The 15570-nt window shown below is 43.5% G+C and carries 15 protein-coding genes; 6 read left to right on the top strand and 9 right to left on the bottom strand.

Annotated elements, in window-relative coordinates:
• Window positions 1-55: 55 nt before the first annotated feature.
• The 5 genes from AB6D06_RS06840 (at window position 56) to AB6D06_RS06820 (ending at window position 7216) form a co-directional block, all read left to right on the top strand.
• On the top strand, window positions 56-1426 hold the full coding sequence (locus AB6D06_RS06840; RefSeq protein ID WP_017062465.1) for an NCS2 family permease: 1371 nt from the start codon (window positions 56-58) through the stop codon (window positions 1424-1426).
• Window positions 1427-1647: 221 nt separating this feature from the next.
• Complete coding sequence (locus AB6D06_RS06835) at window positions 1648-2073, top strand: phosphate-starvation-inducible protein PsiE (protein ID WP_017062464.1); 426 nt, start codon at window positions 1648-1650, stop codon at window positions 2071-2073.
• A gap of 310 nt (window positions 2074-2383) precedes the next feature.
• The gene (locus tag AB6D06_RS06830; protein ID WP_004735656.1) at window positions 2384-2596 is read left to right on the top strand and encodes a cold-shock protein; all 213 of its coding nucleotides are present in this window, start codon (window positions 2384-2386) and stop codon (window positions 2594-2596) included.
• Window positions 2597-3304: 708 nt separating this feature from the next.
• Window positions 3305-5371 carry an ATP-dependent endonuclease gene (locus tag AB6D06_RS06825; protein ID WP_372110057.1) on the top strand — a complete coding sequence of 689 codons (2067 nt, stop codon included), beginning with the start codon at window positions 3305-3307 and terminating at the stop codon, window positions 5369-5371.
• Window positions 5372-7216 (top strand): UvrD-helicase domain-containing protein, encoded by a 1845-nt coding sequence (locus AB6D06_RS06820; RefSeq protein ID WP_372110056.1) that lies wholly within the window; start codon window positions 5372-5374, stop codon window positions 7214-7216. It begins immediately after the preceding gene.
• A 229-nt stretch (window positions 7217-7445) separates the two neighbouring features.
• On the opposite strand, the gene AB6D06_RS06815 is transcribed toward AB6D06_RS06820, so the two are convergent.
• The 9 genes from AB6D06_RS06815 to AB6D06_RS06775 form a co-directional block, all read right to left on the bottom strand.
• Window positions 7446-7967 carry a hypothetical protein gene (locus tag AB6D06_RS06815; protein ID WP_372110055.1) on the bottom strand — a complete coding sequence of 174 codons (522 nt, stop codon included), beginning with the start codon at window positions 7965-7967 and terminating at the stop codon, window positions 7446-7448.
• A gap of 11 nt (window positions 7968-7978) precedes the next feature.
• The gene (locus AB6D06_RS06810; protein ID WP_372110054.1) at window positions 7979-9073 is read right to left on the bottom strand and encodes an XRE family transcriptional regulator; all 1095 of its coding nucleotides are present in this window, start codon (window positions 9071-9073) and stop codon (window positions 7979-7981) included.
• A 210-nt stretch (window positions 9074-9283) separates the two neighbouring features.
• The gene (locus AB6D06_RS06805; protein WP_372110053.1) at window positions 9284-9886 is read right to left on the bottom strand and encodes an HGGxSTG domain-containing protein; all 603 of its coding nucleotides are present in this window, start codon (window positions 9884-9886) and stop codon (window positions 9284-9286) included.
• Between the two features lie 80 nt (window positions 9887-9966).
• Window positions 9967-10566, bottom strand: a complete 600-nt coding sequence (locus AB6D06_RS06800) for an inovirus-type Gp2 protein (protein ID WP_372110052.1) — start codon at window positions 10564-10566, stop codon at window positions 9967-9969.
• Between the two features lie 173 nt (window positions 10567-10739).
• A complete protein-coding gene (locus AB6D06_RS06795; RefSeq protein ID WP_372110051.1) occupies window positions 10740-10964 on the bottom strand; it encodes a helix-turn-helix transcriptional regulator in 225 nt (74 codons plus the stop codon).
• Window positions 10957-11166, bottom strand: coding sequence for a helix-turn-helix transcriptional regulator (locus AB6D06_RS06790; RefSeq protein WP_372110050.1), 210 nt, complete (start codon window positions 11164-11166; stop codon window positions 10957-10959). The genes AB6D06_RS06795 and AB6D06_RS06790 overlap by 8 nt, the downstream gene beginning before the upstream one ends.
• A 108-nt stretch (window positions 11167-11274) precedes the next feature.
• Window positions 11275-12210: a DUF6387 family protein gene (locus AB6D06_RS06785; protein ID WP_372110049.1), complete on the bottom strand. Its 936-nt coding sequence runs from the start codon at window positions 12208-12210 to the stop codon at window positions 11275-11277.
• 7 nt (window positions 12211-12217) lie between these two features.
• The gene (locus tag AB6D06_RS06780; RefSeq protein ID WP_372110048.1) at window positions 12218-13447 is read right to left on the bottom strand and encodes a tyrosine-type recombinase/integrase; all 1230 of its coding nucleotides are present in this window, start codon (window positions 13445-13447) and stop codon (window positions 12218-12220) included.
• A 193-nt stretch (window positions 13448-13640) separates the two neighbouring features.
• Window positions 13641-14507, bottom strand: a complete 867-nt coding sequence (locus tag AB6D06_RS06775) for a YicC/YloC family endoribonuclease (protein WP_017063084.1) — start codon at window positions 14505-14507, stop codon at window positions 13641-13643.
• Window positions 14508-14755: 248 nt separating this feature from the next.
• On the opposite strand from AB6D06_RS06775, the gene rph reads away from it, so the two are divergent.
• On the top strand, window positions 14756-15472 hold the full coding sequence (gene rph / locus AB6D06_RS06770) for a ribonuclease PH (protein ID WP_019826449.1): 717 nt from the start codon (window positions 14756-14758) through the stop codon (window positions 15470-15472).
• Window positions 15473-15570 lie beyond the last annotated feature (98 nt).

Genomic DNA, 15570 nt, shown 5'->3' with positions numbered 1-15570 from the left:
CTATTCTCACAGCATTTGAATCACCAAATTCTTAATTTATTGCAAAGGTTTTGTTGTGAGTACCGATTCCACCCTGAAAGCCCAGAACACCTCTGGCTCGCTTGATTCGATGTTTAAAATCACTGAAAGAAAAACCACGATTGGCACTGAGCTGTACGCGGGTTTCATTACTTTCTTGGCGATGAGTTACATTCTGGCGGTTAACCCAGCAATTTTGGGTGATATTCCAGGCATGGACAAAGGTGCCGTGTTTACTGCAACGGCTCTGTCTGCGGCAATCGCAACCCTAATCATGGGCATTTGGGGCAACTACCCAGTGATGCTTGCGCCGGGCATGAGCATGAACGGCTTCTTCAAAGGCTTACTATTAAGTGGTTCAGTCGCAGTACTTTGGAATGAGGCGCTGTTTGGCATCTTCCTGTCCGGTATCCTGTACCTCGCGTTCTCGTTAACCAATATTCGTAAATCGATGATTGAATCGATTCCTGAAGATTTGAAGTTGGCGATTACCGTGTCTCTCGGACTGTTCATTGCTTTCTTAGGTCTTAAGAATGCGGGCATCATCGTTTCTAACCCATTCGTATTGGTAGGCTTAGGCGACATTTCTGATCCAAAAGTGATCATCGCTTACGTGAGCATCTTCATCGCACTGGGTTGTATGGTTCGTGACATCAAGCTAGCAACGTTCATCTCATTCGTTTCTGCTATCGTGTTGACGATTCTTGCTGACGTCTTCATGGGCACTTCAAACGCACCAATCCCAGAGCAGTTCATTGCTATGCCACCAAGCATGGCTGGCAGCTTCGGCGCTATCTTCGATTTCTCTGCTTTCACGCCAGAGAAAATGTTCGACCTACTGTTCATCGTACTTATCTTCTTGATTGTCGATTTCTTTGATGGCTTGAGCACCATTGTCGGCGTTGGCCGTGATGCGGGTATCATCGATAAAGACGGCAAGGTGCCAAACGCGAAATCGGCTCTAGTAGCAGATGCGGGCGGTACTGTGATTGGTTCAATTCTTGGTACCACATCGATCACTGCTTTCTCTGAGTCTGGCATCGCTTCTTCTCAAGGTGCAAAAACGGGTTTGGCAGCAGTCATGGTGGCTGGTCTGTTCCTAATCTCGCTATTCCTATACCCAATCTTCTCTATCTTCTCGGCTGCAATGGTTGCACCGGCGATGGTAGTAGTCGGCATCTACATGGTAGGTCGTCTTGGTCAGATCAACTGGGAAAAGAAAGAGTCACGCATTGCAGCCTTCTTTACCATCATGTTCACAGTGCTAAGCTTCTCTCCAGCGAACGGTATGGCGATGGGCTTCATCAGCTACGCATTCACAATGGTTGTGGCAGGTAAGCGCAAAGAAGTACACCCGCTTATCTACGGACTGTGTGTGGTGTTCTTAACTTACCTGATTCTGCTTTAAGGCTAATTAGTCACTAAGAAGTCGCTAAGTAAAAGACAAACAGATGGCTCTGCAGTGAATGCGGGGCCATTTTTGTATTTGTTGCTTTTTACCGTTGCTTCTTAATGTTGGTTACCGATGAGTTGATGGCGTTAGCCTAAAGTCGGTGCTTTGACAGTACGCGACTTATATTGATGCATGCTATTGTAGAGACTGGATTAATTATTTTTTGAAGAGTGACTATGCCTTCTCACTTACCTAAATCTTTTAGTAAGCCGTTTTTAAAAGTATTCCACATTATGGAAGCGGTATTGCTGGTGGCGATCACGCTCGCGACCTTGTTTGCGATGGTCGAAGAGTTCATGCATGTCTTCGCTGAACGCCGAGTGCAATTGACCGACATTCTGCTGATGTTTATCTATTTAGAAGTGTTGGCGATGGTCCAGCAGTTTGTGATGAACGGTAAGATCCCAGTGCGATACCCAATCTATATCGCGATGATGGCGATTGCTCGTTACATCACTTTGGGCATGAAAGAACTCGATGCGGTATTGATCGTTTGGTTATCTTTAGCGGCATTTATCTTAGCAGCAGCAACTCTGTTGATTCGAGTCGGTCACCATTACTGGCCATATGTCGATCTCAGAACTAAGCAGCCGGACGAGTAAATTTTTTGAGATCAAAGTCTTACAAATCAAGCCCGGCGACCTAGCTGGGCTTGAATTCAAGCCAACCGAACAAAAAAACATCAATTATTTTCAAATAAAGCTTTACAACCCGACCCAGATCACCAAGAATGGCCTCGCTCTGTTTTCAGAGTTATTAAATGAAACATCAGTTGTAAAGTAAAACCCTTAGTATTGCTTCATTGTTATTCTCAGTGTTTCCCTTGGCTTCATAGATACATTAAATAATTCAAGCTTTCAGCGCATCGCACTTTTGGCGATTAATTTTTTATTTTTATATAAGGGACACATCATGTCTAACAAAACAAACGGCGTAGTAAAATGGTTTAACGAAGAGAAAGGTTTCGGTTTCCTAACTCAAGACAACGGCGGCGCTGACGTATTCGTACACTTCCGTGCAATCGCTTCTGAAGGTTTCAAGACTCTTAAAGAAGGCCAACAAGTGTCTTTCGAAGTAGAGCAAGGCCAAAAAGGTCTTCAAGCTGCAAACGTTGTAGCTCTATAAGATTTTAAGTCGGCGCAAGTTGCAATAGCAACTTGCGCCACTTTCTCTCTCAAATTTGTTTCCCCCCTCAGTTTTACCGCAACACTCTTCTCCATTAGCAATACCCTCTCTAAGTATTCAAAAATCCTGTTTTACGTCCGTTATCTCGTTCTAACTATCGTTGTATCTGTTCTTTGCTCTAACTCAACCTTCTACGTAACAACCAGTCACTTGCTCATCCTGATTACTATTACTGTATCCATAAAAAAAAGCCCCTAAAATTAGGAGCTCATTTTGATCTAATCAACACTGATTAAGCTGATTATTCTTTATCGTGTACAGCTTACAGACTGTTATTCAATGTTTTGGATCTGATTGTTGAGTGATAATTAAAAGTAACATAAAAACAGTAACATAGGTTTGTGTTTTTGAGCTTTTGATTCTTTGTGTCACCTTCTGTGTCACCATTTGTCGTGAGGCTGTAAGCTTAGCCTTCTATAATTGATTCCCTTTAGCCCTCAAAAGAGCGCATAGTTAACTTCATTAAGTTGCATGCTAAAAGGTCCCGTTTCTAGCAGAAAAAGCTCCATGTATTTAGCTGGTCGAACTATTTGATATGAAACTAATTATTATACTTATTTGATCTTCATATCTGTTTTCTTGGTTGGGTAAATATAACATTGTGTTCATATTAATAGTGTTAAGCGACTCACCGTATATAGGGACAATATGAAAATACTTAGTAGTACGATTAGAAATTTTCGTCGTTTAGAGTGTGTTTCGATAGAGTTTGAGATCAATGAGACAGTTCTTGTTGGTCCCAACAATGCAGGGAAAACTTCGGCAGCAAGTGCTTTTCGCTGCTTCACTGGGGGACGAGATTTTTCTATACATGATTTATCCGTCTCTAAGGTGCCCGAGATTGATGCATTTGGTAGTGGTGATGATGAGCAAGAGTTACCGACTATAGAATTAGATTTATGGTTTTCGATTGACCCAGAAAAAATCTCTTTTGGTCGGGCATTTACTTTATTACCAGAGTTTTCGGAAAGCTTAGACAAGGTTGGAATACGACTGAAGTATCAACCTCGTGATCCACTCGCGATGCGAGCAGAATTTTGGGAAGCATACCCAGAGCCAGAAGGTGGAACGAGAGAAGCTTCTCTATCTCAATTCCTAGGTACTGATTCCAAGTTAAGCAGTTACTACGAGTTAGCCTATTATTCATTGGATGGGCGTCAAGATGAAAATATCAAGGAAAGCCGACTCGACAGCAAAGAGGGAAAGGGTCTGCTAAAAAACTTGCTACGTGTGGACTTTCTTGATGCTCAACGTAGCGTAAATGATGAGGAAAGCAGCCAAAGTAGCCGCCTATCTACAGCTTTTTCGGCGTTCTATAAAAATAACTTGGAACAGGCTGAAACTGAGCAAAGTGCTTATCAGGTAGTGGACGAAAACAACAGGAGACTTACTAAGCACTATGAGCAGCACTTTGGTGGCTTAATGCAGGTTATCAAGGGGCTTGGCATACCTTCAGTTAACGATAGAGAGCTGAAGATTATTTCATCTTTAAGTCCTCTAGAGGCTCTTCAGGGTAATACGAATTTAATTTATGTAGACAACGAGCGTAAACATGAGTTACCCGAATCATATAATGGTCTGGGTTTTAAGAATTTGATTTATATGGCAATTCAGATTAGCCATTTCCATATTCAGTGGAAAAACACTGAACAGAATAGACCTATATGTCAGTTGATCTTTATTGAGGAGCCAGAAGTTCATCTGCATGCTCAGGTCCAGCAGGCATTCATAGGTAACATCTGGGAAATGTTATTAAAGGCTTCTGGTGATGGTTTGGTTCCTCAATTGGTTGTATCTACGCATTCTTCTCATATATTAGATCGTGTTGATTTTGAGAAAGTCCGTTATTTTGAGCGTTGTGAACTAGATGGAGAGGATCGCAGTTCCATTGAGACTTTGAACGCATCTAAAGTTCATAGTCTTAGACGTTTTATTCCTGCCCCTGTTGGTGGTGAAGAGGGTTTTGATCCCGTTAAGGCAAAGGCTTTTTTGTTGCGGTATATGCGCCTGACTCATTGCGATCTGTTTTTTGCAGACGCCGCTATTTTAATCGAGGGCTCTGTTGAGAAATTGTTACTACCTCAGATGATTGAAAAGTCAGCACCAGAGCTTAGTAATAAATACCTATCTGTTCTTGAAGTTGGCGGAGCTTATGCGCATCGTTTTGCTGGTCTCCTCCGTTTTCTTAATATTCCATACTTGGTCATTACAGATTTGGATTCTGTCGACCCTAAAGGGAGACATCCTGCTGTTAGAGGTGACATGGAAGGCGCATTGACGTCAAATAGCTCCTTAAAGAGCTTGTTGGGTGTTAGCACTGTAAAGGAGCTATTGGCACTCGAAAGTAGCCAAAAAATATGCAGTGAGAATGATCGCTTCATTGCCTTTCAGATGGGGGTAAATGTGGAAGAAGCTGAAAATAGTTTTGTTATGACACCACGTACTCTCGAAGAAGCATTTGCTTATGACAACTTCTCTTTGTTACGAAATGAACAACTGAGCTTGGGTGTCGAAATTCCTGCGAGTCTATGTGATGCGTACGAGGCAATCTATGAAAGGGTTAAGTCGTCTAGTTTCAAAAAAACTGATTTTGCATTGGAAACTTTATTTTCCGAGAGTGATTGGAAAACGCCTAAGTATATTGAAGAGGGGCTTAATTGGCTTGATATGCGCCTACGACGAAGTGAGCAGACTGCAATGCAGGAGGAAGCATAAATGGCGGAGCGAATTCAAACAGACGCAGATACTAAAGTAGCTACCTGTTTAGCTGAAAAGAGAAGCTTTGCTATGATTGCTGGAGCTGGAGCTGGTAAAACTTCTTCATTGGTTGAGGCTTTAGAACTGATTCGTAGAGAGTACGGTTCAGAGTTGCGAATAAATGGTCAGAGAGTTGCTTGTATCACATTCACGAAACGAGCTGTGCAAGTTATATCTGGTCGACTAGGCGATAGTGATCTCTTTGTTGTATCAACCCTACATAGCTTCTTATGGGGTGAGATTAAAACATTTACTTATGATATTAGGAAGGCTCTAGTTGAGTTACGCATTCCTGAACTAATCTCAAAGGAACGAGAAAAAGACAACGGTGGGAGAAGCCAAAGAGCATTGAAAGCTAGAGAGAAAGTGGCGTACCTTGAAAGTGAACTGGAACTACTGAGTGATACTGTAGAGTTCAAGTACGATGATGCAAGATATAGCGAATACTCAAAAGGTAAACTGAGTCATGATGATGTTATTGAATTGGCTGGTTACCTGCTGAATAGTAAACCTGCTTTTAGGAAAGCTTTTGGATATCGGTATCCATATTTTTTTGTTGATGAAGCACAAGATACGTTTCCAATAGTGGTGGAATCTTTTCAAAGTGTGGCATCTGGTACTGGCTTGCCAGTCCTAGGTTTTTTTGGTGATCCTTGGCAACAAATATACGAAAAAAGAGCCGGGGACTTTAGAGCTCCTGATGGTGGAGTAATTATCAATAAGACAGAGAATTTTCGCTGTTCGACAAGTGTAATATCTTTTTTAAATCGGTTTAGAAATGATCTTGAACAGTACGCAGCAGGTGAGAACAAACACAAACTAGGCAGCGTAAAAATTACGTTAGTTCAAACAGAATCTCCGGAAGAGCCCAGAAACAAATACTCTGAAGCACAAATCGATCGGTCATTGGAGAGGATGGACCAAGCTTTGACTGATTGGGGATGGATAGAGCGAACCGATGTAGTTAAGTTATTTCTGGTAAGACAAATGATCGCCAGAAGGCTTGGGTTCGTTAATCTACATCGTCTCTTTACTGGTCGCTATGCATCAGCTACAGCACAGGAGGGCTATGAATCAGGTAATCACTTTTTACTTAAGCCTATAATTAGTTCTCTTTGGCCGCTACTTGAAGCCAATCGCTCCGGTAATGTTCGTCGGATGGTTGAATTGCTTAGCAGTATTGGACCAGCGTTTAAAATTGATGGTAAAAACCGGAGTCGGCCGCTAAAAGAAATGGTAGAGCATGCGAGGAATGTCGTAAATGCGCTCGATGAGATCTGGACAACTGGTACCTTAAAACAAATATATGAGTACTGCCTTCAAGTTGAACTGATTGACCTGCCAGAGCGCGTTGTGGAACATTTAGCACGACAGCCAAGAACCGAAGAGTTTAGTGAAGCTGAATTTGGACTAGAAAAAGGAGATTGGCTTTGCGATGAGTTCTTCGCGATGAAAACGACAGAATTTGATCAGTATTTTGAATTTATTCGCGAGAATACTAATTACAGTACCCAGCATGGCGTGAAAGGAGAAGAATACCCTGACGTACTTGTTGTTTTGGATGATGTGGAGGCTGCGTGGAATCAATACAATTTCTCTAAATTATTGACCCCTGATACTTCTGGAGAACCTAGTGAAGGACAACAACGGAGGGGAGAAAAACTTGCTTATGTGAGCTTTTCTCGAGCAGAAGATAATTTGCGAATCTTGTTTTTCACAAGTAACCCAAATGAAGCGAAAAATGAGTTGCTACGCAAAGGTTTGTTCTGTGCTGAAGATATCTCAGTTATTTTATTGGCCTGAGAGCAGTCGGGCGTGTGCGTATTCCGCTGATTCCGGGTGGTAGTGTTCAGAAGCTCGTGTCACCTCCTACTGCTAAGCCTCTTCAGGAGGGACACGTCACGTCTCGCTAGCGTCGCTTATTGGGGAAGCCAGTGTGCGCTGAACTCGATTAGCACTAGGCTCAGGAAGAGGCAGCGAATATTAGAAACGACTGGTCTCGTACACGTACAACGTCAGACTACCATCTAGTCTAGCGCAAATTAGATTTGATTTGATAAACAGTAGTTTCTTGCCACTTTTGATTAAAGTGATCAGGTATTTTTTTCTGTATGCCGCAATTTTTTTGTAACTGCTCCAAAGACACAAGCTGATCCAGCAAACCCATCCCATGCAACCCTTTCATAGCACCGACATCAGGGCCGCATAGGAACCAAACATTTTTATCACCGCAGCAGTGGAAGTAGATCAGAAGGTCTCTTTCTCCATGATCGATTGCACTGTCTAATAACTCTGGATAGTTTATGATCCACTCTGCACTTTCATCTTCATTAACGGTATGGATTACAGAAAATGAGCTTCTCAGTTCGCTTTCTGTAATTGTTATACTGCTACCTTGGGCTGGTATCTTAATAGCTTCTCTAACCACTGTCTCAACAGTGTGTAAATTGTAGTAACCAGCAATAGCCTTCCAAGTTTTTAGCTTATCTGCTTTGATAATTACATTGGCATCAATCAAAACGATGTCGCCTTGTTTAGGTCCGTCTAGTAGCATCAATGCCTTCCTTATAGCTCAAGCGGAGATGCCAAGTCATAGCTCTCAAAAATAGCTTCTAAGTCTTCTACGCTCATGTCGAGATTTATTGTCGCCTTACGGGCAGAGACTTTGCCCCGGTAGAGAGCATTGTGAAGGTCATTCACAAACTTATCGCTAAAGATTTTTGGTTTTTCTCTTCTCTGGCTACCCCCATTGAATCGAAGTAAATCTTCATCTAGGGCGGCACGATCCGCTTGAGTTAAAATCTTTAGGGTGTGCAGTCGATGTACCATGGCCGGACTACTGACCTCAAATCTGTTCGCCAGTTCATTGATGAACTTTTCATCTATGTAACTTGTGTGATTCTCTACATGATGCATGACGCTTACTTTTGGCATTAGTAGAGCTTCAGCAAAAGCATCAGCCAGTTTTTCCTCGATTGGTTTCTTTCCAGCTTGTTTAGAGTAGGGCTTCTCATAGTGACTTGGTGGTAGCGCATCCCAAGTAAGGCTATGAAATAACTCATGTGCACAGTTGAAGTTTAATCGCCCAAAAACCTCATTTCGATTGAGTGCAATGTAATTTCCTTTAGTTACATTGATCGCTGCAGCAGACACATCTTGAGGAAGGTCCAAATATAGGGCATGAATACCTAGCTCTGATAGTTTGTTCATCAAGTTCTTTGCAGGATAAGAACCCAGTTTAATGTGAGCTCCTAATTTTTCCGCTGCAGCTCGGGCATGGTCAGGTGTACTTTGTTTGTTCAATGGTAGCTTGAAAAGTAAAGGAGAGGCGCTATCAGTCTCTTGTATGTGCTCATAAAGCCCAACAACTTTAGATACCATTTCTTCAGTTGCTTCTAAAGTACTACCAGTAGCCTCTTGTTGGCGCCAAGAAAACGAAGCTTTTCCCACCAATGAAGTCGGATCAAGGAACTCCTTCATAGATACACACATGTGCTTTAGAGCAGCTTGAAGTTCTTTAGGTTTTAACTCTCGCTCCTGATTTTCTATGGCAGACAAGGTTTGGCGGTCTCTGAAACCCATGGCTGTTGATAGATCTGTTTGCTTAATTCCATTTGCAATTCGGAATTGGATTAGCCGTTCGATTACTGCATTAGTCATGGTGTAGTCTCCTTTAATCGGGAGGTACTATATTCTTGCATTTAATTATATGCAAGATTTATTTGAAGGTAAAACATTTACCAGCCCGAGTTCACAAATGCTTATCTTTTTTAAACAATAATTTATGTTGGAGGTGATAGTTTCGAATGCCTGACTACGTTCCTTTTGAGGCTGTCTATTGTTACGTTACTTTGCATTTCCAATCATGTGTTAAAGCACGCCTTCACATCGCAAGTAGGCTTCAAATTTCTTCAAGAACTGCGGCTCCTCCCAAGGTAAGTGTTGCTTGCTGAACCATTTGTCGAGTCTCGCTTGCTGAGACTTGGTCAGTTGACGGTAAAACATTGGTAGCATCAACATGCCTTCAAATGCATGGAATCGGAGGTGGGCGGAGTCATTATCTTGGTAGTAGCGATCTAATGCAGTTTGAATGATCGCCAGCGCATAGGGTTCGGAAAACTCAGTAATCCGATACTTGGCATATTCCAACGGAACACGATATCGCTCTACTGTTGTATGGACTTCCTGCCAGTTAATCTCTTGTTGCGACATAAGGTGATGGAGCAAGGTATACGCAGAGTGCGCCTCTGTTAGGTATTGGGCGTTGGCCTTGCCATTAAATAGTTCGTCGGGGAATGCTTTAGAGGCGTTGTTTCGTGAAATGGCTTTGCCTGCTTTTGTTGTTGGGCCTGTCGAGCTTCCCCCGTGTAGTCTACAACGACCATTTGTTTTGTTGCCGGGACGCTGGCAAGGCGTTCCTTTGCGGGTCATGGCTCCGCATTTAGGTAGCTCTGCTAGGTTTATGCGTGTCATCAATGGATCCTTTTTCGGTTGAACATGGAGTTTTGGGCTCGGTTCATGGGGTTTGTTTGGCTGCCGCAATGATCCCTTGGTCAATTGCGCACTTTTTTGCGCAGTCGGCTGCAACCATGAGTATTAGTATGAGGCTCGAAGCCAAGCTTTCCTTTGCGCTTAGCCATGTAACTCAAACGCATACGTGCCGCGCGCAGTTCATTGCTGTTCTTCCTAGTGTTGATACGATAGATGCGGTTGCGAATGCGAAAGCTGAAATTATCTGGGTGGCGATTTTCCCAGTAGGTTTGTGTCGCAATATCCACCAGCTTACTGCGTTGGCATTTGTGTCCATTGATCATGATTGCGATATGATAATGCTGTGACTCGGCTTTGTTTTGTTCTCTAACCCAGAAGTAACCCACTTTTCCGCCATAGTGCTTCTGTAGTCTGGCCTTTAGCTTGGAGAGTAATATGGTTAGCTGATTGTTAGATTTCGTATGGATTGCTTGGTGGAGTTGCAGTAAGACCATAGTGACCTTGCTGTAGTAGCTACGCATTGCTTCTAACTGGCCGAAAGCCTTCTCTAGAATCTCATTAAATACGCCATCTGGTTTGCGATAAAAGATAAGTTGATACTTGCCCAGATATTGGTAGTAGGCTAAGTGTTTTTTTGACGGATGTAAGATAATCGGGCACATACAATATATAGTAACCTCTCCGTTAAATAGACCTCAGCCCCTGTAAGCGCTGGAGGGGTGTTAAATTTTGAGCCACCATAAAGTTGACTTTCGTCTGCAAAACAAGTCAAAAGGCGTCATTTAGCTGCAAAAAATAGGGAGCAATGCGCTCCCTTGTCGGTAAATGGGTGCAGCTAGTTAGTTTGGTTATGCTGCCAACTCTTGATAGTTTCGGGAAACCACCCGCCAACGTTCCCGCTTGGGGTACGCATTGGTTTGGGTAGGCGGCCATCATCAATCATGCGTGATATCGTTGATACACTTCGCCCTAGCTTGATTGCCAGCGCCTTTTTGGAGATGATTTGTGTATCGCCGTCCTTGGTCATATCACGGCTATAGTCATATCGTCTGTTAGCCATTGTGAGCCACCTGCTCCTGAGCCTCCAGCCAAGCGGTGATGTCAGATAGCCTCCAAACTACACTTCTGCTTCCATTCAGGCGTATCCGCTTAGGAAATAATCCTCTTTTTTCTAACTTCCATGCTTGTGTCCGGGAGATGGTTGTTAGTTCTTCTCGTTCAGGTTCTTTGATGAATCGATCTCGTTGGGTATGGTTTGTCATCACATGACTCTCTTTGTTTCTGCTTGTTGAGGTCATGATGCACTGGAGGGGTGAGGCTGTCGGAGGAAATAAAGAGGAACGATATTCCCCCCAGTGAAATAGTGAACTTTACTTGGGGTGCTTCCTTTGGAAGTCACGAAGCAAAGTAGTCATGTATTCGCTGTTCAACAACATCTCTTCATAGGTGTCTTGGCGCCACTCTTTGATGTCAGCAGCATCCAAATCTAACGGTGCAATCAGGTTTGCTATTTGTAGATCCGTCAAGTCCCAAAGGTGTCTAGACTTTGGTCGTAAAAATGAAGTGGATCCCTTTCTATCAGCTTTAACTTGGGAAGCAGACATTTCTGGCTGAATACGGTAAATGAGCAGATCTAAGTACTGAATTACATATCGCTGGGAAAATGACTTTAGTGCTGCATTGTATCGGATGGCTTTGGATTTGGTTGGCTCGGGTAAATCAAGAATTTTCCTTATTTTTGGCAGCTGAATAGCCAACTCGTCTAGGATAGCTTTATCTGAACCAGATAGGTCGATGGACACAAGCACCTGTTTATCGCCAACTGCAACAGGACAAAGATACTCATGACGACTAAGTGTTAGCTGTTCCTGCATAACATGAGATTCTATTTCACCGAGTGTTGCTGTATCTGTTAGCTCTATTAGTGGTTCCTGATATTGCTTGGCTAGTTCTCCGCGTATGGAGAGGTTGACTGCTTTTTCTAAGGAAACTAAAGAGCCTTGTAGCTTTTCTGTTTCCCATAAAAGGTCTGTTAATTGTGTTGCGCCTGATTTACATGAGCGTTTCCATACCTGCATTTCGCAGCCATTGGATGGACTTATGTAAAGCTGGTGGAACGTAAGTGTTTGTAAAATATGCAGTCTAATCTCAATCTCTCGAATGAACTTGGAGGCATCTATCTCTGAAATGAAACAATAGTCACGCTCTAAGAACCAGTTTTTTATTTGTTCAAAGGCTTGGGAACAGGGTACGTCAATCAGCTTATCTGCCAGTACTGCGTGCTTAGTGTAATACTTTTTGTTCATATAGGTTTTATGCAATATAGGGGGAAAGTTTGTCTACTAGCTTGTTCAGTGCATCACGACGTTCATCGAGGAAGTCGTGACGATCGTACACGGCTTCAGTGCTGCTGTGTTTGTTTTTCAGTTTGTGGTTTAGGCAACGCTCCGCGATATGCCCCGGAATACCAAGGCTAGATAGCTGGGTACGGAATGTGCGCCGTAAGTCGTGAACGGTGAAGTGCTCCACACCAGCCATACCGAGATAGTTGGGATAAGGTTTTTTGTTACTGTCGACCTTCTTGCCGAATAACTTAGCCAGTGCATGGTTCAATGTGTCATCAGAGATGTACTCTCTGCGCTTACTAGCCCTTCTGGCAGGAAAAACGTAATCCGAACCACATGCTCGAACTTGTAACTCTTCAAGCCAAGTGAGAACTATTTCTGGTAGTGGGATAGTGATAGCAGTACTGGTTTTATTTTCTGCTGGCATATGCCAAAGGCTACCTTCAAGGTCAAAGTCTTTCCATTGGGCAGAGGTTAGCTCAGTTTTGCGTGGGCCAAGGCAAAGTAGCAGGCAGCAGGCGAGGTAGTTCTCCCGTGTAAAAATGTCTTTGTGCTGCCGGAATGTGGCAAAGGTCTTTTGAATGTCTTTTTCCGTCAGGAAGCGATCGCGTGAATCCTGAACGCCACCAGCATCACTTTGTGTAAAGGGTTGAGCAGGGTTAAACATAATCAGGTTCAGCTTCACGGCATGGCGAAACATCTGCTTGGCATACATCAGCGTCTGATTTGTCGTAGAAGGGCGTCCTGACGCACTAACGCTAGCAATAAGGCTGCGTATATCTGTCGGTGTTACGTCAGCAATTGCAAACTGGCCAAGGGTGGGTTTGAGCTCTTTGGTATAGATACGTTTGGGTATCTCTGGATGCTTGAGTCGTTTTTGGATGTCATGCTCGAACCAGTCTTCAAACAGCTCGTTGACTGTTCGGATGGTGATTTGCTGCTTTTTGGCCCTTTCGGTTTTAGGATCTACACCATCCCTCACCTTTGCCAGAATATCTAGGGTGAGACGCTTGGCCTCTGCGATGGAGCATTGAGGGTAGGGGTGAGGGAGAGCAATTTGCGCTCGTTTGCCAAATAGCGAGTATCTCACTACCCATGAAGGCTTTCCCCTTGCAATACGAAAGGTTAAGCCGGTATCGACAGTGACCCGGATGTCTTCCCTAGCCTTAATTAAGGAATCTAATTGTTTGTTATTCATAACTCTACCCCGTAAGTGGTGACACAAATCCATTTTTGATGGTGAATTTTGAACGAGCATCGTACTGTGTCACCATTTGTGTCACCACTTTATCATTAACTGCCGGAAACAAGCTACTACGGATGTAAATAAAAAAGCCCGTAAAAACGGGCTCTTATGTGGTATTGTGAACAGATTGAAATCTACAAAAACATCATTCTATGTTTTGGATCTGCTCACGCATCTGTTCGATAAGAACCTTAAGCTCTACGCCTGATGCTGTGATGTCTGTGCTGATAGACTTAGACGCTAGCGTGTTTGACTCACGGTTGAACTCTTGCATCATGAAGTCTAGCTTACGGCCACAAGCGCCACCTTTCTTCAGTACTGCATTTGCTTCTTTCACGTGAGAATCTAGACGGTCTAGCTCTTCTGCTACGTCTGACTTCTGCGCAAGTAGGATAAGCTCTTGCTCAACACGAGAACCTTCCAGTTCGATTTTCGCATCTTCAAATTTGGTAAGAAGACGCTCACGTTGCCACTCTAGGATCTCAGGCATGCGTGCACGAACTTTCACTACTTCTTCAGTGATTGCATCTAAGCGCTGTACGATTAGCGCCTTCATGTTCTCACCTTCACGAGCACGAGCATCAATGAACTCTGCGATAGCATCGTTGAATGCTTCAAGTAGGTCTTTGTTGATGGCATCCATGTCTTGCTCTGGCGTTTCCATCACACCAGGCCAATTCATGACTTGGAATGGGTTCAAACGGCTCTCTTCACCTGTCATCGTCATTACTTGGTTCGCAGCATTGATTACTTGCTGAGCCAAACCTTCGTTAATGCTTAGTTCGCCCTTTGCAGCAGGGTTTGCTTCAAAGCGTAGGTTACATTCAACCTTACCGCGTGCAAGACGCTTACGGAAACGCTCACGCAAGATTGGCTCTAAACCACGGAACTGTTCAGGCATACGGAAGTAAGTTTCTAGGTAGCGTTGGTTTACACTACGGATTTCCCATACTGCGCTGCCCCAATCGCCTTTTACTTCTTTGCGTGCGTACGCGGTCATACTATAAATCATCGAATTTTCCTGTCTTTTATCATTCTGAAAATAACGCGCACGCATAGTATCACGATATGGTGTGCTCTCGAAGCCTGTCGCTTTTCACTGTAAATAGCCTTTCGTGATAAATAGCTTTGAACGGTAAATAGATTTGCACGATAAACTGCTATATAATCTTGCCCCAATCAAAACTGTCTCACCCCTTTCTTAGGTGATGCACTCTTTCGATAGTAAATCACTTCAGACTGTTAATAAGGTAGATACCAATGCGTCCAAATGACCGCGCTGTAGATCAAATTCGTCCAATTAAAATTACTCGTAACTACACAGCTTATGCTGAAGGTTCTGTATTAGTTGAGTTCGGCAACACTAAAGTTCTATGTAATGCGACGGTAGAAGAAAACGTACCGCGTTGGTTAAAAGGCCAAGGAAAGGGTTGGGTAACGGCTGAATACGGCATGCTGCCACGTGCAACGCACACTCGTAACCGTCGTGAAGCGGCGAGCGGCAAGCAAGGTGGTCGTACGATGGAAATCCAACGTCTGATCGCTCGTAGCCTACGTGCTGTTGTTGACCTGAAAGTAATGGGTGAAATTATGATCACTGTCGATTGTGATGTTATCCAAGCAGACGGCGGTACTCGTACTGCTTCTATCTCAGGTGCAAGCGTTGCAATGGCTGATGCTATCAACAGCCTACTAGCAAGCGGCAAACTGAAAAAGAACCCAATGAAAGGCCACGTAGCGGCAGTTTCAGTGGGCATCGTTGGTGCACAAGCACTGTGTGACCTTGAGTACGTTGAAGACTCAGCAGCCGATACCGACATGAACGTTGTAATGACGGAAGACGGTAAGATGATTGAGATTCAAGGTACCGCAGAAGGCGAACCGTTCAGCCACGAAGAGTTGATGCAGCTTTTAGCCCTGGCGAATAAGGGCATTGCTGATATTGTTGAAGCGCAGAAGTCGGCGTTAGCAGAATAGTTTTTAGATAGCTCCTTTTTTAAGGGGCTATTTTTTTATTTTCGTCATATATAACTCTACACCAGCGTTAGCTGCAATTTTTCACCCTAATCACATAG

The sequence above is a fragment of the Vibrio sp. 10N.239.311.G01 genome, assembly GCF_041465805.1.
Taxonomy (GTDB): domain Bacteria; phylum Pseudomonadota; class Gammaproteobacteria; order Enterobacterales; family Vibrionaceae; genus Vibrio; species Vibrio crassostreae_C.
This window is presented reverse-complemented; position numbering and strand designations above follow the sequence as displayed.